Source organism: Providencia rustigianii DSM 4541, from assembly GCF_000156395.1.
Classification (GTDB): domain Bacteria; phylum Pseudomonadota; class Gammaproteobacteria; order Enterobacterales; family Enterobacteriaceae; genus Providencia; species Providencia rustigianii.
The window spans coordinates 1,019,155-1,039,072 of the sequence record NZ_GG703817.1; the positions used below are offsets into that span (position 1 = coordinate 1,019,155).

The window sequence follows — 19,918 nt, forward strand, 5'->3', positions numbered from 1 at the left end:
AAGGTAAAAGTATCATGTCCGAATTAAATGAAAAATTCGCTTTAGCATGGCAAGGTTTTAACCACGGTGACTGGCAGAATAACGTCAACGTCCGTGACTTTATCCAAAAAAACTACACTCCATATGAAGGTGATGAATCTTTCTTAGCAGGCTCTACTCCAGCGACTGATAAGCTGTGGGAAAAAGTCATGGAAGGGATCAAAATCGAAAACCGCACTCATGCGCCTGTTGATTTTGACACAGATGTGGCTTCTACCATCACTTCCCATGATGCTGGTTACATTAGCAAAGAATTAGAAACGGTTGTTGGTTTACAAACTGATGCGCCTCTGAAACGTGGTCTTATCCCGTTCGGTGGTATCAAAATGGTTGAAAGTTCATGTAAAGCTTACGATCGTGCTTTAGATCCAAGTCTGAAAAAAATCTTCACAGACTACCGTAAAACCCATAACCAAGGTGTTTTTGATGTTTATACTCCAGACATCTTAAAATGCCGTAAATCAGGTATCTTAACGGGTTTACCGGATGCCTATGGCCGTGGTCGTATCATCGGTGACTACCGTCGTGTTGCACTGTACGGTATTGATTTCCTGATGAAAGACAAATTCAACCAATTCACTTCTCTGCAAGAAAGATTAGAGAAAGGTGAAGACCTGCAAATGACCATCCAACTGCGCGAAGAGATTGCTGAACAGCACCGCGCTCTGGGTCAAATTAAAGAGATGGCTGCTAAATACGGCTACGATATCTCTGGTCCTGCAACCAACGCTCAAGAAGCCGTTCAGTGGACTTACTTCGGTTATTTAGCTGCTGTTAAATCTCAAAACGGTGCTGCAATGTCATTTGGTCGTGTATCTACGTTCTTAGACGTATACATCCAACGTGATATGGAAGAAGGCAAACTGACTGAAGAACAAGCGCAAGAGCTGATTGACCACTTAGTCATGAAACTGCGTATGGTACGTTTCTTACGTACTCCAGAATACGATGAGCTGTTCTCTGGCGACCCAATTTGGGCAACTGAATCACTGGCAGGTATGGGTCTTGATGGCCGTACTCTGGTAACTAAAAATACGTTCCGTTTCCTGAACACACTGTATACCATGGGCCCATCTCCAGAGCCTAACATGACTATCCTGTGGTCAGAAAAACTGCCAATGAACTTTAAAAAGTTCGCAGCAAAAGTTTCTATCGATACGTCTTCTGTGCAGTATGAAAATGATGACTTAATGCGTCCAGACTTCAACAACGATGACTATGCTATCGCTTGTTGTGTAAGCCCAATGATTGTTGGTAAACAAATGCAGTTCTTCGGTGCTCGCGCTAACTTAGCGAAAACCATGCTGTATACCATCAATGGTGGTATTGATGAAAAACTGAAAATGCAAGTTGGTCCTAAACATGCACCAATCCTGGACGAAGTTCTCGACTTCGATACAGTGATGAATCGTATGGACCAATTCATGGACTGGTTAGCGACTCAGTATGTCACGGCACTGAACTGCATCCACTTCATGCATGACAAATACAGCTATGAAGCTGCATTGATGGCTCTGCATGACCGTGATGTTTATCGTACAATGGCATGTGGTATCGCGGGTCTATCTGTTGCTGCTGACTCACTGTCTGCAATCAAATACGCGAAAGTTAAACCTATTCGTGACGAAGATGGTATCGCTATCGACTTCGAAATCGAAGGTGAATACCCACAATTCGGTAACAACGACCCACGCGTTGATGATATCGCTTGTGACTTAGTAGAACGTTTCATGAAGAAAATTCAGAAACTGCCTACTTACCGTAACGCGGTTCCGACTCAGTCAGTTCTGACCATCACTTCTAACGTTGTGTATGGTAAGAAAACAGGTAACACTCCAGATGGTCGTCGTGCAGGCGCACCATTCGGACCAGGTGCAAACCCAATGCACGGTCGTGACCAGAAAGGTGCTGTTGCATCACTAACTTCAGTCGCTAAACTGCCATTTGCTTACGCGAAAGATGGTATTTCTTATACCTTCTCTATCGTGCCAAATGCATTAGGTAAAGATGATGAAGTTCGTAAAACTAACTTAGCAGGTCTGATGGATGGTTACTTCCACCACGAGTCTTCTATCGAAGGCGGTCAGCACCTGAACGTGAACGTTATGAACCGTGAAATGCTGCTAGATGCAATGGAAAACCCAGAGAAATATCCACAGCTGACCATCCGTGTATCTGGTTATGCAGTGCGCTTTAACTCTCTGACTAAAGAACAGCAACAAGACGTTATTACTCGTACTTTCACTAGTACTCTGTAATAATTAGCTAAGACTATAAAGTAAAATAAATTAGAGGCCCCTCCATTTGGGGCCTTTCTAGCTTAGTTAATAAGAAACTATAGCCCAGCAATTAATGGGTTATATCCTAAATAACGTAAGTCGTAGATAATCGGCAAGTGAAGATATCGGGGGTTAATATACTGAAGTATATACCCAAGTAACTCAATGTCTCCTACAGCTGAAAGTATGATGGATATTTTGGAGTACCTGCTATGTCAACCGAACAAATCATACCAATGACTGAAATTTCAACAACTTCGCCACCGGCAACATTTGGGCGAATTCACTCTTTTGAATCCTGTGGTACCGTCGATGGCCCGGGAATTCGCTTTATTGTCTTTTTTCAAGGCTGCTTAATGCGTTGCTTGTATTGCCATAATCGCGATACTTGGGATACTCATACCGGTAAGATGGTCACCGTTGATGAATTAATGAAGGAAGCGGTCACTTATCGCCATTTTATGAATGCAACTGGTGGCGGTGTTACTGCATCTGGTGGTGAAGCCATTTTACAGGCAGAATTTGTGCGTGATTGGTTCCGTGCTTGCCAGAAAGAGAATATCCATACCTGTTTAGATACTAACGGATTTGTACGTCGTTATGATCCCGTGATTGATGAATTGATGGAAGTCACCGATTTAGTCATGTTAGATCTGAAACAGCTGGATGACGAAATTCACCAAAAACTGGTTGGTGTTTCTAATCATCGTACCTTAGAATTTGCACGTTACCTTGCCAAACGTAACCAAAAAACGTGGATCCGTTATGTGGTTGTTCCAGGCTGGAGCGATGATGACCACTCTGTTCATATGCTAGGTGAATTCGTTAAAGATATGAATAATATTGAAAAAATTGAGCTTCTACCTTACCATGAGCTGGGTAAGCATAAATGGGAAACCATGGGTGAAGAATATAAACTTGATGGTGTAAAGCCACCGTCAAAAGACGTCATGGAACGTGTGAAAAATATTCTAGAAAGCTACGGTAAAAAAGTTATTTATTGATGATAAAAAGGCCCTATTTAAAATAGGGCCTTTTATTACCCGCAATATATTGCACCTATTCTAAAAAATAGAAATTTATTCAATGCTAATCCTATTTAGCTTTATAAATTCCCTCACAGTTTTGATTATCTTAAAATTGAATCAAATAACTTAATGATACTTAACCAGAATAGTCTGCTTTAATATAAATATGTTTCTATGCATAATGCAGGGTATAAGGTTGGTTACTACAAACATAATTCCAATACTTATCTATAATAAAATATTGCTAACTCATCACTACAAATAGGTTTATTTCTACCATGAATAATGAAAACTTTAGTGCGGAAAATAACACTACCCCGCCAATGAATGCACAAACTCCTTCTGATAACCTCATATTTAACCCAGAACCTCGTTCGGTAGATGCAGGTGATGGTGTTAATTGGATCAGTCAAGCATGGTCTCTGATTAAAGAAAAATTAGGTATGTGGATCCTGATTAATATTGTGCTATTTGCCATTATTATTGTTATTTCAATGATCCCATTCGTGAATTTACTGCTCACGTTTATTACTCCAATCTTCGTTGGCGGAATTATTGCTATCTGTGAAAACCAACGTAAAACCGGACAAGCTGAGCTAGGTCTGCTATTTGCAGGCTTTCAGCAGAAATTCGGCGCTCTATTCGCAGTAGGTGCGGTTAACTTTGCTGCTAATCTAGTGGGTATGATACTGGCATTCTTAGTCGCAGGCTCTGCGCTATTTAATTTAGCAATGCAAGCTAATCAATACGGTGGCGCATCTGATGCCGCAATTTTAGCCTCTAGTGGCTCTATTATGTTCGCAACAATTATCATGGCAATTGCGGGTTTGGTCGGTACGGCATTAACCTGGTTTGCTCCTGCATTGGTCATGAACCATGACTTTAAAGTGGGGGCTGCTATTTCTGCTAGCCTGCAAGCGGTGAAGAAAAACCTGTTACCGGGAATTTTATTCTTTATCATCATGGCAATTTTAATCATTGTCTCAGTGATCCCATTCGGCTTAGGCTTATTAATCTCAATGCCAATTATGTACGCAACTTACTACAGCTCGTATCGTAGTCTGTTCTTCTCTGAAGCAAAACAGTCTCAAACAAACTCGCTGATCCAGTAAGATATAATCTGATACCTAGATACATTCAAAGTATTGGCTCCACAATCGAGAATCATGTACGATGAGCGGGAAATTAACTTTCCCGCTTTTTTATTGCTATTTTTCAGTAGCTTTAATACAAAAAAGCCGCCACTGCGAACAGGGACGGCTTTCAATAAAGAGCTTATATCGGTTAACCGATATACTCTAATCCATTCATATATGGACGTAATACTTCTGGCACTTGAATACGACCATCTGCTTGCTGGTAGTTTTCCAGCACCGCGACTAAAGTACGGCCTACCGCTAAACCAGAACCATTCAATGTATGAACCAGTTGGGTTTTCTTGTCACTCTTACCACGGAAACGCGCTTGCATACGGCGAGCTTGGAAGTCCCACATATTTGAGCAAGAAGAGATTTCACGGTATGTATTTTGTGCAGGTAACCAAACTTCTAAATCATAGGTTTTGCGTGAACCAAACCCGATGTCACCGGTGCACAGGATCACTTTACGGTATGGTAGTTCCAGTAATTGCAGAACTTTTTCTGCATGACCCGTTAATTCTTCCAGTGCTTCCATTGATTTTTCTGGGTGCACAATCTGCACTAATTCGACTTTATCAAATTGGTGCATACGGATCAGACCACGAGTATCACGACCGTAAGAACCGGCTTCAGAACGGAAACATGGTGTATGTGCCGTCATTTTCAGTGGAAGAGCATCTTCATCTAAAATTTCGTCACGAACCAAGTTAGTCACTGGAACTTCTGCCGTTGGGATCAGCGCATAAGTGCTACTATCCGCTTCTTCTTCCAATGGTTTAGTGTGGAATAAGTCTTCACCAAATTTAGGTAATTGGCCTGTCCCATATAGTGTATCGTGGTTCACTAAATAAGGAACATACAGCTCTTGGTAACCATGCTTTTCAGTGTGTAAATCCAGCATAAATTGAGCCAATGCACGATGCATACGCGCAATTTGACCTTTCATTACAACAAAGCGAGCACCTGTTAGTTTCACCGCCGCAGGGAAGTCTAAACCACCTGCTAATTCACCTAAACTAACGTGATCTTTTACTTCGAAATCGTATTGACGAGGCTCACCCCAACGCGCAACTTCTACGTTGTCAGAATCGTCTTTACCGTCTGGAACCTGATCATCAGGAATATTCGGGATACTCAATGCAATATCACGGATTTCTTGTTGAAGCTTCTCTAACTCTGCTTTAGCAGTATCCAATTTTTCGCCTAATTGGTTCACTTCCAAGCGTAATGGCTCAATATCTTCACCACGCGCTTTGGCAGCACCAATCGTTTTCGATCGCGAGTTACGGTCTGCTTGCAGGGTTTCAGTTTCAACTTGTAAAACTTTGCGGCGCTCTTCTAATTCACGCAGCTTTTCCACATCAAGGGTAAAACCCCTGCGAGCCAGTTTTGTAGCAACCGCGTCTAGCTCCGTACGCAGTAAATTTGGATCGAGCATGCTTATCCTGTGATTTTGTTAGTAAATAATGGGACCTGATATAATGCGCTCCGGCATTATATATAAATTATTTTTGCTTTATAACCTTACCCCATTGCCCAGTTTAGCGATAGCGTTTTGTTACGCTAATTTGATCCTGTTGGGCTAACCAGTCGAGTTTTTCGGCAATTTTAGTTTCTAATCCGCGAGAAGTCGGATAGTAATAGCGGGTCGTCTTCATCGGCTCTGGGAAATAGTTTTCACCGGCAGCATAAGCATTAGCTTCATCGTGAGCATAGCGATACTCTTTCCCCACACCTAATTCTTTCATCAGTTTTGTTGGCGCATTTCTTAAATGTTCAGGGACATCATAATCAGGTTGCATCTGAGCATCTTTGATTGCCGCTTTATACGCGGTATAGACGGCATTACTTTTCGGTGCACAAGCTAAATAGACTATTGCTTGAGCAATCGCCCTCTCACCTTCTGCAGGACCTACTCGAGTAAAACAGTCCCATGCGGAAATCGCGACCTGCATGGCTCGCGGATCTGCATTACCAACATCTTCAGAGGCAATGGCTAATAAACGACGCGCCACATACAAAGGATCACCACCTGCGGTAATAATTCTTGCATACCAATACAGCGCAGCATCTGGGGCAGAGCCTCGCACCGATTTATGAAGCGCCGATATTAAATCGTAATAGCGATCGCCTTTATTATCGAAACGTACTGCCCGCTCACCGCTAACCTCTTTGAGTAAATCAGAGGTTAAAACTCGCTGACCTTGGCTATCAGCTTCAGCCATGTCCGCCATCATTTCCAGCAGATTTAACGAGCGCCGAGCATCACCATTGACTAACTGAGCAATCATTTTTCGGGTGCTATCAGGTAGGATAATGTTTTGCCCACCTAATCCACGGGTGCTATCACTCAATGCTTGAAGTAAAACATCTTCAATTTCACTCTCATCCAATGATTTCAATAAATAAACTCGCGCACGCGATAGCAATGCTGAATTGAGTTCAAAAGAGGGGTTTTCTGTCGTCGCACCGATAAAGGTAATCGTGCCATCTTCAATATGTGGTAAAAATGCATCTTGCTGGCTTTTATTAAAGCGGTGAACCTCATCCACAAACAAAATAGTTCTGCGCCCTGCACTGAGATTTTGGCGTGCTTTCTCAATGGACTCTCGGATCTCTTTTATGCCTGACGTGACCGCTGAAAGGCGTTCAATATCAGCTTGTGCATAGTGCCCAATAATTTCAGCTAACGTCGTTTTACCGGTTCCCGGTGGTCCCCATAGGATCATTGAGTGTAAATGACCGGCCTTAATTGCTCGAGGCAAAGGTTTACCCTGAGCAAGTAAATGCTTTTGACCGATATATTGCTCAAGAGACTCTGGCCGCATACGCGCGGCCAGAGGTTGGAATTCATTTTGTGAAAAATCGAGAGAGAGGTTTCCCACTATGTCCCCTTTTACCGCCTATTCATTAGTGAGCCTTAGAACGCTGGTCATCTAATGTGACACCTTTCGGTACCGTAAATTTAAATTTGCTTGGATCAACAGCACCATTTTTTTGCTGTTTTAATTGATAAGCGCTGGTTTGCCCATCTTGCTCAACTGCCGCAAACTTCTCAATGGTACCTTGTGGGTTAACTGTAATAGAGAAGCTTTTCAGCGTGCCATTAGTCTGTTTTGGTTTTAAATCAAAATTATTACCCTGCTGGATAATAGAATACTGTTTCCAATCTTGCGGATTGTTACGTGTAATCAGTAAAAATGGCGTATCTTGGGTCGCATCCGACAAATTAGTGACCGTCACTTGCTCAACAAATGGGTTATAAAACCATAAGTTTTTACCATCTGATACTAAGACACTTTCATCTGGCGATGTCATATTCCAGTTAAATAAATTAGGTCGCTCTATCCACAAGTCACCAACACCTTCTTGGATCAAGTCGCCTTCAGGACTGGTGACTTTCTGTGTAAAACTGGCTTGGAAACTATTGACCTTACTCAGTCGATCCTGAAGGTCTTGACTCGCATCCGCCAATACTTGGCCTACGTTTAAACTTAGGGCTAACGCACCTAATAACATCATTTTTTTCATCGAACAGAGACCTTTAAATTAATACCTCAAGAAGCGTTGTATCTTTATACACCCCTTGAATTAAACCAGCAATTGGGAGATTTCTTTATTAATGTCCCATCGATGGAGGAGCTAATACTTCACGGTTACCATTATGTCCAGGCTCACTGACAATTCCTTGGTTTTCCATTTGCTCCACAATACGAGCAGCACGGTTATAACCAATACGGAACTGACGCTGTACACCAGAGATTGATACCCGTTGCTTCTCAACAACAAACTCAACAGCTTGGTCAAACAGTGGATCAAGCTCTTCATCACCACTGTCATAACCGCCAGCACCATCACTGTCGTCACTGCATGAAGTGATGCTATCAATATACTGAGGTTTACCACGAGCTTTCCAATCATTCACAACAGCATGAACTTCTTGGTCACGAACAAACGCACCGTGTACGCGCATTGGAATTGATGAGTTCGGTGGAAGATAAAGCATATCCCCCATTCCTAGCAGAGATTCCGCGCCACCTTGGTCAAGTATGGTTCGTGAGTCAATTTTGCTGGATACGGTGAATGCAATACGCGTTGGAATATTTGCTTTAATTAACCCCGTAATAATGTCCACTGAAGGGCGCTGAGTGGCCAAAACAAGGTGAATTCCCGCAGCACGTGCTTTTTGTGCTAAACGCGCAATCAGCTCTTCCACTTTTTTCCCTGCGGTCATCATCAAGTCGGCAAATTCATCCACCATCACCACGATGTAAGGCTCTTTTTTCAATGTTGGATGTTCAATATCCATGCTATCGCCCGGCTTCCAGAATGGATCAGGGATTGGTCGATTCATCTCTGCCGCTGCTTTGATTTTATCGTTATAACCAGCAAGGTTACGAACGCCTAGTGCGGACATCAGTTTATAGCGTCGTTCCATTTCGTTGACACACCAACGCAGGGCATTGGCAGCATCTTTCATGTCGGTTACGACCTCAGTGAGCAGATGAGGAATACCTTCATAGATGGATAATTCCAACATTTTAGGGTCGATCATAATAAAGCGCACATCTTCAGGTTTCGCTTTATACAAAATACTGAGGATCATGGCGTTGACCCCAACAGATTTACCTGAGCCCGTTGTACCCGCGACAAGTAAGTGAGGCATTTTAGCTAAATCGGCAACGACTGGGTCGCCTTCAATATCTTTACCTAACACGATAGTCAGCGGCGATGGATTCTTTCTAAAATCATCGCAATCTAAGACTTCGCGTAAATAAACAGTTTGGCGTTTTTCATTAGGGAGTTCTAAACCAACATACGGCTTGCCCGGAATCACTTCAACAACACGCACAGCGGTGGTTGATAACGAACGAGCAAGATCTCGCGATAATGTTGAGATGCGCGCCGCTTTTACGCCCGGTGCTAAATCTAACTCAAAACGGGTAATCACTGGACCAGGAGAGAAGCCAACGACTTCCGCTTTCACGCGATAGTCATTTAAGCGTGCTTCAATCAATCTTCCCGTTTGCTCCAACTTGAACATATCCACCGGCTCTTCTTGCTCTGGCGGACTCGCTAGCAAGTCGAGGGAAGGCATAGGTGTCGTTGGCTTTGGCAACGGTTGGTCGTTACGGACTAAAAATGGATGGAATAAACTATCCTGCTGTGGCTGTTGCGGCTGTTGCGGCTGTTGCGGCTGTTGCGGCTGTTGCGGCTGTTGCGGCTGTTGCGGCTGTTGCGGCTGTTGCGGCTGTTGCGGCTGTTGCGGCTGTTGCGGCTGTTGCGGCTGTTGCGGCTGCGCAAAAGTTTGAGCCGGTTCAGAAGTATTTGCAACATTAAAATTATTTACAGGTGCTTCTGGTGGGATAGACACAGGAGGTGCAGTAAATGATGGCATAAATATCGGTGTGGTAGGCTCATCATCGATGAGATCATCCACAGGAGAAAAATCTTCTAAAACTGAAAATGATGAGCTTAAATCAATTTTTGGCTCTAAATCATCGTATTCACTTTCTAATGTCGGTTCATCATCTACATGAGCAGTAAAGTGATGAATATTTGATGGCTGGCTATATGCTGCTGGCGCTACAGTGATCTCATCCGATTCAGATGCAGATGGCCAACGATGCTCAATGTTAGGTTGAGTATATGAAGACGTATATACCTGGGGTATTTCCGGCTGTGGCTCAGCCTGTACTGAATGAGGCGGTGTCTCTAAGCTATGGTCATCAGAATCAATTTCACCATAACGCTGACGTTGTTGCTCCATAAATTGAAGACTTAGTAATCGTTCTTGATCTAACTCTTCGTCCGTTTTTACCTCTTCATTCCCAGGCTCTTCAGCTGAAGTCTGTTGCTGATAGGTTTGTTCACGCTGAGATGCTTCTTCTTGGCGGCGCTGCAATTCAGCATCACGCAGAGAAGGAATACGAATACCATATAATTCGCGACGAGTTGGCAAGCGTACCGGATTTGGACGCGGTAACTCTGGCTCCATATTTTTCTTAACTTGCGCATGACGATCCATTGCTGCAATCGAGATACCTGCCGCTGCCAACGCCGCTGAGTTAGCAACTCGGTCGGAGACTTCGGATACTAAAGGTTTGCCCAGATCTGAAACCTCCATTCCAACTGCCGGCGTAGATGGTGTCGCAGGCGATGTAAACGAAGGAGTGAACGTTTGTGAGGCCTCAGGCTTCGCGATAACAGGTGCTGTCGGAGTCACTTGTGGCTGTTGATTATATGGTTGTGAATTGAAATGAGTGAGCTCATCCTGCGGCGTAAATACAGAAGGCTCTTTTATCTCATTATAAGCCGCTCGTTCTTCATATTGATTCTGGCTTACCGCAGGTTGCTGATATTGATTATCGACCTGTGATTGTTCATCTTCAGGCGCATTAAAATGATAGGTTTGTGGCTCATCCGTTGCAGAGAAAGTCGGTAACGGTTCATCATCCATCGGCTGTACAACAAATGATGTAGGCTGGGATTGATGGATGCTTGGAGTCACTGCTTGTACATCTTGAGCTAATGGCTGCTTTTCAACTTGTGGTTCGATATCGTCATGAACCAATTCAGCAACAGTCGGTGCTGAAAATAGGACATCATCCATATCAATACTTTGAGCATCATGATTTGCTTGATGTTCGGCCTGCTGAGCACGTTGTAATGCGTCCTCTGTTTCTTCTACATCATAATCATACTCATCCAAATCATCCCCACGAGCACGATTCGTGAGTAATGTAATTGGTAGTAATATTCCAGCGCCCAATTTTTCAGCGATGGTCAACCATGACCATCCCGTAAATAAAGTAAAGCTAATCGCCCATAAAAATAGTAATGCTAGCGTTGCCCCCAAGGAATTAAACCACGGCATGATTGCATTACTAAATACACTACCTATCACTCCGCCTGATGCAAAATTAGGTAAATCATCGAAATTGAGTGCAGCTAAACCGCAAGATGACAGGATTAGGGCTAATCCACCAATAAGGCGTAAAGATAATGAGAAGAAATCAATATAACGGCGCTGGCTCTCATAATGATAAATGGCCCAACAGCCTAATAGCAAAATCGGCGGAATAGCAAAGGCAAGTATGCCAAAAGCAGAAAATAAAATATCGGCGCTCCACGAGCCGATACTGCCCCCTAAATTTTTAACAGGGGCATCCCATGTTGTTTGGGACCAGCTAGGGTCAGAAGGACTAAAGCTCAATAACGCCACCATTAAAAAGATAGCGCTAAGACAGATAGCCAGCAAAATGACCTCTAATAGCCGTCTGCCGCTACTGAGCTTTTTAAATTTGATATATTTATCTTCGGTATATTCTTGGCTCATTATTGTTTCTTTACTGACTGATGTTCTTACAGGCTAATGTTGTTACTGAGTAAGGGGTTACTCTATGATTATTCTACCACTAATCCCCTTAATGTGCCTGCTTTAAGCAGATTAAGGCAAATTAACACATCATAGATCCCATAAGATTCAGTATTTCATCTTACGAATGAGGATTCAAACTCTATTTAAGGTCAAAATTCTTAATTGTTTATAGCTTTAAAATCAATAAATTGAAATGAAAATTTCTGACTATTTTTGAGTATAAGACGATAAATGACTAGATAGTGTTCGAAAGAGAGATCCGCAGGATAACTCATCAGAAATGAATAGCCTAAAACGGAACAACGCTGAGTAAACTCAGCGTTGAAACTGCAGTGTGACAACAATAGGGATTGCTGTGCAGGAATAGGTGGAACAAAGTGAGATTAGCGAGTTTTAATCACTAAACGGTTACTTTGTTTAACTTCTTCCATAACTACATAGGTGCGAGTGTCGTTTACGCCAGGAAGACGTAGCAGGGTTTCACCTAGTAATTTACGATATGCGGACATATCAGGCACACGCGTTTTCAACAGATAGTCAAAATCACCTGATACAAGGTGACACTCTTGAATTTCTTCAAGTTTTTGAACTGCCGTATTGAATTGTTCAAAGACATCTGGCGCACCACGGTTAAGCGTAATTTCCACAAAAACCAGTAATGATGCATCTAAGTAATGAGGGTTTAGTAATGCTGTGTAACCAGAAATAAAACCCTGTCTTTCAAGACGACGGACACGCTCTAAACAGAGTGTTGGAGATAAACCAACACGCTTAGATAGTTCTACGTTAGAGATACGCCCATCTTTCTGTAATTCGTTCAGTATGTTCCTGTCAATACGGTCTAGGTCTTTGCCAGGACGCTTTTTATTGTCAATCATCTCTTATCTCTCTTTCTCTAATTGTTATTTTGTACATCTATAAAACCGCACCATCTGATCGCCTACTAATTTACGTTAGTATTCATCTGTGGGCCTATTTTATTCGTAATACTGAAGTTCCCGTGAACTGAAGCCTTGTTCACAATCATCACCATTATTTAGGTTAATGAATGACGTAAAGTTAATTTTCCAGTAAGAACAAAAATGCGCCATTTCCATTGACCTGCTAGATAATTAACTCTTAGATAGATGTTTTCGCAAATGCGCAGCCGATTGTCAAAGTAAATGAATAAAAATCAGTACAAGATTTCGGTTTTTTTTCCAGTAAAACGTTTCGCGGACACAATTCAGGATAATTCCTAAAAATATCACTTCGTGATTAGAGCACTTTCCCTTTCATTTTTTAACTCTTAATTGGTATTGCCTATCAGAAAAATTTGCACTACTCCAATGAATGGTTGGTTAAATCACTTTTGTTAACCCCCTATTTCTCCTACAATCGTGAATATGCTTTTTTGAGACTAAACGAGGAATTCATGAGCACAACCACACATCGCAAGTTAATCATTTTAGGTTCAGGTCCTGCTGGTTATACCGCAGCGGTTTACGCCGCTCGCGCAAATTTACACCCTGCACTGATTACTGGGGTGGAAAAAGGCGGTCAATTAACTACAACCACTGAAGTTGAAAACTGGCCGGGTGATCCTGAGGGCTTAACTGGCCCAGGACTCATGGAACGCATGCAGGCTCATGCTGAAAAATTCGAAACTGAAATCATCAATGACCATATTACTAAAGTTGATTTTCAGCAACGCCCTTTCCGTCTTTTTGGCGATGACACCGAATACACTTGTGACGCATTGATTATCGCGACAGGCGCATCAGCCCGTTACATCGGTTTACCTTCCGAAGAAGCCTTTAAAGGTCGTGGGGTTTCAGCTTGTGCAACTTGTGATGGATTCTTCTATCGCAATCAAAAAGTTGCTGTTGTTGGTGGAGGGAATACGGCGGTTGAAGAAGCATTATACCTGTCCAACATTGCCTCAGAAGTTCATCTCATTCACCGCCGTGATAGCTTTAGAGCTGAAAAAATCCTAATCAATCGCCTAATGGATAAAGTCGAAAACGGTAATATTGTTCTGCACACTGACAATACCTTAGATGAAGTTCTTGGTGACGATATGGGCGTAACTGGCGTTCGTTTACGTTGCACAAAAACAGGTAAAACTGAAGATGTCGCTGTAATGGGCGCATTTATTGCTATTGGTCATAGCCCTAACACGGGGATTTTTGAAGGTCAATTAGTATTAAATAATGGCTACATCAAAGTGCAATCCGGCACTAATGGTAATGCAACTCAAACCTCTGTTGAAGGTATTTTTGCCGCAGGTGATGTAATGGATCATATTTATCGTCAGGCAATTACTTCCGCTGGAACTGGCTGTATGGCGGCATTAGATGCAGAACGTTATCTTGATGGATTAGCAGACAATAAATAATTATTGCCTCTAGAATACTCAAGCGCCTTAATTCCACTAAGGCGCTTTTTTTATTCCCTAATTAGGAGCAAGTTTATATTACGCCTTAAATCCACTCCCTATACTCAATCCGATAACGATACTAATTAAATAAGGGAATTGCATGGATCCACAAACACAAAAAGAGCCGATTAGTCGGCTTGCTTACGTCATTATTTCGATCTTAGCCATCATTCAAGGCATCATCATTACAGCCAATTTGGATTATTCCACGCGTACCAGCATCGAATTAAGCCCAACATTGGCTTACCTACCTCTGATCTTGGCTATCTTTGTACCCTCAGTAATCAGTTTCCTGATTACCAATGCTAAACAATCCGCTTTCTATCTAAACATCATTCTCGTGATTGTTCTGGCTTGTTGGATTAATACTTGGCAAAGCGTAGATTTGGAATATTCCAGCAGTAGGGACCCCTTTTTAGTCGGTGTCACGCTAACTGTGCTAATTTTTTTCTTGTTACCCTGGATGCAGAACTACCAAGCAACAGGGACATGGAAAGCGAATTATGGTTGTTTAGTGGGTTACTATTTTCGTAATACCTTATTCGGTATTACGTCATGTGCCATTGGGGGATTATTAGCGCTTATTGTGAAGCAAGCCAGCTTCTTATTTTCCATTGTAAATCTGTCTGCTCTCAGCCATCTTCTTGACAGCGAATATACACTTTGGGTGGCATTTTTATTGGGATTTAACATCAGCTTGCTATTTCTTCGTGCCAAGCTCGTAATGCAGTTGAATAATATAGTCCGATACTTCTCTCTATTTTTCTTACCACTACTCAGCGTTGTTGCCATTATTTTCTTAATTGGCTTCGTTATATCGCTAGCAACAAATGTGCGTTTTACCTCTTCTGAATTAGGTTCAGGCACAATGCTTGGCTTTATCATTTTAAATGTCATTTTTATTAATGCCGTCTATGGTGATGGAACCCATCGTCAGCAATTTGGTGTCATTTTTAATAGTTTTGTACTGACTAGCATTGTGTTATTAAACGCATTTTCAGCCCTTTCGCTATATGGCATTTTAGTTCGTGTGAATCAATACAGTTGGAGTGTGAGCCGCCTGTATGCATTTACCATCGCGATATTCCTAGCATTAATCATCCTCTCCTACAGTATTGCCATCCTTCTCAAAAGACAGAGTTGGTCACTTTCCTTAGGTTCTATCAACAAAGTGGCAATAAGCAGCTTGATTGGCATTATCCTCATCATTAATAGTCCAATTGCGAATTTCGAAAAGATCACAGTCAACAGCATGATGTCTGCAATTGAGCAAGGAAAAATTAAGATTAACCGTACCTTGGGTTACGACCTAGAAAACCTCGGTAAACGAGGCCAAGACGCGCTCGCAAAACTGAACCAAAATCCTGAATATCAAATGCTATTGAAAACCAGTGACTATTCACCAGAAAATCAAAAGTTGCTGAAAGATGTTTTAGTGATGGCGAAAAATAGTAAACCCATCCCTCAAAGTTGGTTTTCCATGGGAGACGATATTAGTGGCAGCTGGTATTGCACCAATTATTATAGCCCTCAGAGTTGTCTTGGATTTATGGCAGATGTCAATCAAGATGGTCACGATGACATTGTGATGTGCCATAGTGAAGCTGAGATATCTAACTATGAGTGCATTATTTGGCAATCCACGGCAGACACTTGGAACGTTATCGAAGAGCAGATAACACATTTTGATGATATTCCGAGCAAAAAGGCTGCATGGGACAAACTGCTTAACGGTCAATACCAGTTAAAAACCAAAGCGTGGTTAGAAATTACAACTGAATAAATTAATAGAAATACTTTCTACCTATTCAGAGTTATTTCTTCAATAAAATGTCGGTGGCTTAACAAATCTAAATTAAGCCACCTTATTTTTCATCGATAATAACGGTAACATCCCCCGCTAACTCAAAACCTTTCATATTTAGCTTCATTATAATTTACCTTTATAAAACATATCGATAACAAAAATTGTTCTATTTAAATAACCCGTTTTTATTATGCAACATATCCCTTAGAAGCTGTTATGATAAGGAAAAATGTCGTTAGATTAGGCTTTTTTTTGCCTCGTCTAACAGTACTCAATAACATTAAAACTACACCTGCTAACTAAATCATTATGGATAAATCAAGACAGACTGAATTGGTGCGTTGGTTAAAACAACATAGCGCTCCGGCTAAACGTTGGCTCCGAATTTCTATGCTATTAGGCATTGTAAGTGGTTTACTGATTATTGCTCAAGCTTGGTTCTTGGCTGTAATCTTACAAGCCCTAATGATGGACCATATCCCCCGAGAACAATTACTCACGGACTTCGCTCTATTGATTAGCGTATTCGCCCTACGAGCTATTGTTCACTATATCCGAGAGCGTGTTGGCTTTCACTGTGGTCAAATTATCAGACAACAGGTTCGAGGGATGGTGTTAGATAAACTCCAAGAATTAGGTCCAGTTTGGGTGAAAGGTAAGCCGGCGGGCAGCTGGGCAACCATCATTTTGGAACAGATTGAAGATATGCAAGATTATTATTCTCGCTATCTACCCCAAATGTATTTAGCAGGGATCATCCCAATCATGATCCTCATTGCCATTTTCCCGTTTAACTGGGTTGCCGGATTAATTCTCTTCGTTACAGCTCCGCTGATCCCCGTTTTTATGGCGCTGGTTGGATTAGGTGCCGCGGATGCTAACCGCCGAAACTTCTTAGCATTGAGCCGCTTAAGTGGTAGTTTCCTCGATAGATTACGAGGCTTAGATACCCTACGACTGTTTTTCCGTGGGAAGGCAGAAGTAAACCAAATTCGTGAATCCACTGAAGATTTTCGTTCTAGAACAATGGAAGTTTTGCGCATGGCGTTTTTATCTTCCGCTGTTTTAGAATTTTTTGCGTCTATATCGATCGCCGTCGTGGCTGTTTATTTTGGTTTCTCCTATCTAGGAGAAATCAATTTCGGTAGTTATGGGTTAGGTGTGAGTTTATTTGCCGGTTTCCTTGCGCTCATTTTATCTCCTGAATTTTTCCAACCATTACGTGATTTAGGCACTTACTATCACGCGAAAGCACAAGCCGTAGGCGCAGCCGAATCATTGGTTACTTTACTTGAGAGCCATGGTGAGGAAAAACAGCAACAGGGAAGTTTGGTTCTGGATGACCAACCCATTCGTATTGAAGCCAAACAATTAGAAGTCTTATCCCATGATGGTGTATGCCTTGCTGGTCCCCTCGATTTTACTATCGAACCACAGCAACGTATTGCTTTAGTAGGGCAAAGTGGTGCTGGTAAAAGCTCCCTACTCAACTTATTACTTGGCTTCTTACCTTATCGTGGCTCCATTACCATTAATGGTCACGAGCTAAGCCAACTGCAACCTGAACAATGGCGAGCACTGGTAGGCTGGGTAGGTCAAAATCCACATTTACCCGAACAAACTTTGGTTGAGAATATCTGTTTAGGCAAGCCGGAGGCTTCTGACAAGGAAATTCAATCTGCGATTGAAAAAGCCTACGTAGCTGAATTTGTACCCAATCTACCGGATGGTTTAAATACCCGCCTTGGTGACTATGCCGCTCGATTATCGGTCGGGCAAGCTCAACGTGTCGCTGTAGCCCGTGTATTATTAAAACCTTCTCGTCTACTCTTATTAGATGAGCCGGCGGCAAGTTTAGATGCCCACAGCGAACAACGCGTTATGGAGACTCTGAATCAGTTATCTGCTCAGCAAACTACTTTGTTAGTCACGCATCTATTGGAAGAAACCGTCGGCTATGACCAAATTTGGGTGATGGCCAATGGGCAAATAATTCAACGTGGCAATTATCAACAACTGAGTCAATCTGAAGGGCCTTTTGCCCAACTACTTGCTCACCGTCATGAGGAGCTCTAAAAATGAAAGTATTATTACCTTTTTTAGCGCTTTATCGCCGCCATTGGTTCTTAATTTCATTAGGGATTATTCTGGCTATTGTCACGTTACTCGCCAGTATTGGGCTTCTCACGCTATCGGGTTGGTTTTTAGCAGGTACAGCGATTGTCGGTTTTCCCGGAATTTATTTCTTTAACTACATGCTCCCCGCCGCGGGTGTTCGTGGAGCCGCCATATTCCGTACAGCGGGACGCTACGCTGAACGTTTAGTGAGCCATGACGCAACGTTTAAAGTTTTAGCTCATTTACGTGTTTTCGCCTTCAGTAAAGTTCTACCGTTATCTCCCGGCGGGATCAGCCGTTTTCGCCAAGGAGATCTACTCAATAGATTAGTGGCGGATGTCGAAACCCTCGACCATCTCTATTTACGCGTATTATCACCAATCATTACCGCGTTCTTCGTCACCTTTGTCCTGATTTTTGGATTAAGTTTCCTCGATCCTCGTCTTGCATGGGTGCTCGGTGGTGTCATGCTATTTTTACTGTTCACCATGCCATGGGTATTTTATCGTGCAGGAAAACCAATTGGACGTGAGCTAACTGAATTGCGTAGCAATTATCGCACCGTCTTAACATCCGCATTGCAAGGGCAAGCTGAATTGGCGCTCTTTGGTGCAACCGAACGCTTCCGCCAGCATTTATTCGCCATTGAAAGCACTTGGCAAGCTCGTCAGCAGCAGCAAGCAGCGCTGACAGGGTTATCACAGGCAATTATTTTGGCAGCCTCTGGGTTCACTGCAACCCTCTTAATGTGGATGGCTGCGGAACATGTGGGTGGAAATACTCAACCTGGAGCCTTAATCGCACTCTTCGTCTTCTGTGCCCTTGCCGCATTTGAAGCATTAGGTCCGGTTGCCGTTGCTTTCCAACATATGGGGCAAGTTATTGCCTCTGCTACTCGCGTTTCCCAGTTGATGCATGCAAAACCTGAAGTAACCTTCAAGCCTGACGGTAAAAATCTCGATAATTTAGAAAGCTTAGTTATCGACAATGTGAGTTTTACCTACCCAGAGCAACCTTTTGCTGTTTTAAAAAACGTGTCACTGTCATTAAATAAAGGTCAACATCTCGCTTTATTAGGGAAAACGGGTTGTGGTAAATCAACCTTACTTCAACTGCTGACTCGTGCATGGGATGTGGATAGCGGAACAATTTCAATTAATGGGCAATCTATCCAAGAATACAGTGAGCTAGCGCTGCGTAGCATCATGTCGGTGGTTCCACAACGTGTCCATGTATTCAGCGATACACTGCGTAATAACTTGCTAATCGCAAATGAACGCGCGACTGATGAGCAACTCATTGATGTGTTAACTCAGGTTGGCTTAGATAATTTATTGGATAATCAGCTGAAACTAAACGCTTGGATGGGTGAAGGTGGTCGTCAACTGTCTGGTGGCGAACAACGCCGCTTAGGTATCGCTCGGGCACTGCTGCATGATACCCCACTAATCTTAATGGATGAGCCAACTGAGGGCTTAGATGCACAAACAGAGCAACAAATACTCAGCTTATTGAAACAAAAATGTGCGGATAAAACGCTGATCGTGATCACCCATCGTATGCAAGGTTTAGAGCTGATGGATACTATCTGTGTGATGGATAATGGCGAAATCATTGAACAAGGTTCTCACCAACAACTGTTAACTGCACAAGGTCGTTATTATCAGTTCCGTCAGCGTCATTTGGTTCAACAGACCCACTAAGGTGA

At 42.5% G+C, this 19,918-nt stretch carries 12 protein-coding genes; 7 read left to right on the forward strand and 5 right to left on the reverse strand.

Features of this window, described 5'->3' with window-relative positions; all coding sequences use genetic code 11:
- Positions 1-14 precede the first annotated feature (14 nt).
- The 3 genes from pflB to PROVRUST_RS04875 all read left to right on the forward strand — a co-directional run bounded on the left by pflB (position 15) and on the right by PROVRUST_RS04875 (position 4,458).
- Positions 15-2,297, forward strand: a complete 2,283-nt coding sequence (gene pflB / locus PROVRUST_RS04865; RefSeq protein ID WP_006813600.1) for a formate C-acetyltransferase — start codon at positions 15-17, stop codon at positions 2,295-2,297.
- Positions 2,298-2,554: 257 nt separating this feature from the next.
- On the forward strand, positions 2,555-3,322 hold the full coding sequence (gene pflA / locus PROVRUST_RS04870) for a pyruvate formate lyase 1-activating protein (protein WP_050767605.1): 768 nt from the start codon (positions 2,555-2,557) through the stop codon (positions 3,320-3,322).
- Positions 3,323-3,624: 302 nt separating this feature from the next.
- Positions 3,625-4,458 (forward strand): BPSS1780 family membrane protein, encoded by an 834-nt coding sequence (locus tag PROVRUST_RS04875; protein WP_006813602.1) that lies wholly within the window; start codon positions 3,625-3,627, stop codon positions 4,456-4,458.
- Positions 4,459-4,630: 172 nt separating this feature from the next.
- On the opposite strand, the gene serS is transcribed toward PROVRUST_RS04875, so the two are convergent.
- From serS to lrp, 5 genes are all read right to left on the reverse strand, one after another.
- Positions 4,631-5,923 carry a serine--tRNA ligase gene (gene serS / locus PROVRUST_RS04880; protein ID WP_006813603.1) on the reverse strand — a complete coding sequence of 431 codons (1,293 nt, stop codon included), beginning with the start codon at positions 5,921-5,923 and terminating at the stop codon, positions 4,631-4,633.
- Positions 5,924-6,026: 103 nt separating this feature from the next.
- Complete coding sequence (locus tag PROVRUST_RS04885; protein WP_006813604.1) at positions 6,027-7,370, reverse strand: replication-associated recombination protein A; 1,344 nt, start codon at positions 7,368-7,370, stop codon at positions 6,027-6,029.
- 25 nt (positions 7,371-7,395) lie between these two features.
- Positions 7,396-8,016 carry an outer membrane lipoprotein periplasmic chaperone LolA gene (lolA, locus tag PROVRUST_RS04890; protein ID WP_006813605.1) on the reverse strand — a complete coding sequence of 207 codons (621 nt, stop codon included), beginning with the start codon at positions 8,014-8,016 and terminating at the stop codon, positions 7,396-7,398.
- Between the two features lie 88 nt (positions 8,017-8,104).
- Positions 8,105-11,824, reverse strand: a complete 3,720-nt coding sequence (locus tag PROVRUST_RS04895; RefSeq protein WP_006813606.1) for a DNA translocase FtsK 4TM domain-containing protein — start codon at positions 11,822-11,824, stop codon at positions 8,105-8,107.
- Between the two features lie 425 nt (positions 11,825-12,249).
- Complete coding sequence (gene lrp / locus PROVRUST_RS04900) at positions 12,250-12,744, reverse strand: leucine-responsive transcriptional regulator Lrp (RefSeq protein ID WP_006813607.1); 495 nt, start codon at positions 12,742-12,744, stop codon at positions 12,250-12,252.
- A 536-nt stretch (positions 12,745-13,280) separates the two neighbouring features.
- On the opposite strand from lrp, the gene trxB reads away from it, so the two are divergent.
- The 4 genes from trxB (at position 13,281) to cydC (ending at position 19,913) form a co-directional block, all read left to right on the forward strand.
- Positions 13,281-14,243, forward strand: a complete 963-nt coding sequence (gene trxB, locus PROVRUST_RS04905; protein ID WP_006813609.1) for a thioredoxin-disulfide reductase — start codon at positions 13,281-13,283, stop codon at positions 14,241-14,243.
- A gap of 142 nt (positions 14,244-14,385) precedes the next feature.
- Positions 14,386-16,068: a DUF7057 domain-containing protein gene (locus tag PROVRUST_RS04910; RefSeq protein WP_006813610.1), complete on the forward strand. Its 1,683-nt coding sequence runs from the start codon at positions 14,386-14,388 to the stop codon at positions 16,066-16,068.
- Positions 16,069-16,401: 333 nt separating this feature from the next.
- The gene (cydD, locus tag PROVRUST_RS04915; RefSeq protein ID WP_006813611.1) at positions 16,402-18,168 is read left to right on the forward strand and encodes a heme ABC transporter permease/ATP-binding protein CydD; all 1,767 of its coding nucleotides are present in this window, start codon (positions 16,402-16,404) and stop codon (positions 18,166-18,168) included.
- Between the two features lie 2 nt (positions 18,169-18,170).
- Positions 18,171-19,913 carry a heme ABC transporter ATP-binding protein/permease CydC gene (gene cydC / locus PROVRUST_RS04920; protein ID WP_006813612.1) on the forward strand — a complete coding sequence of 581 codons (1,743 nt, stop codon included), beginning with the start codon at positions 18,171-18,173 and terminating at the stop codon, positions 19,911-19,913.
- Positions 19,914-19,918 lie beyond the last annotated feature (5 nt).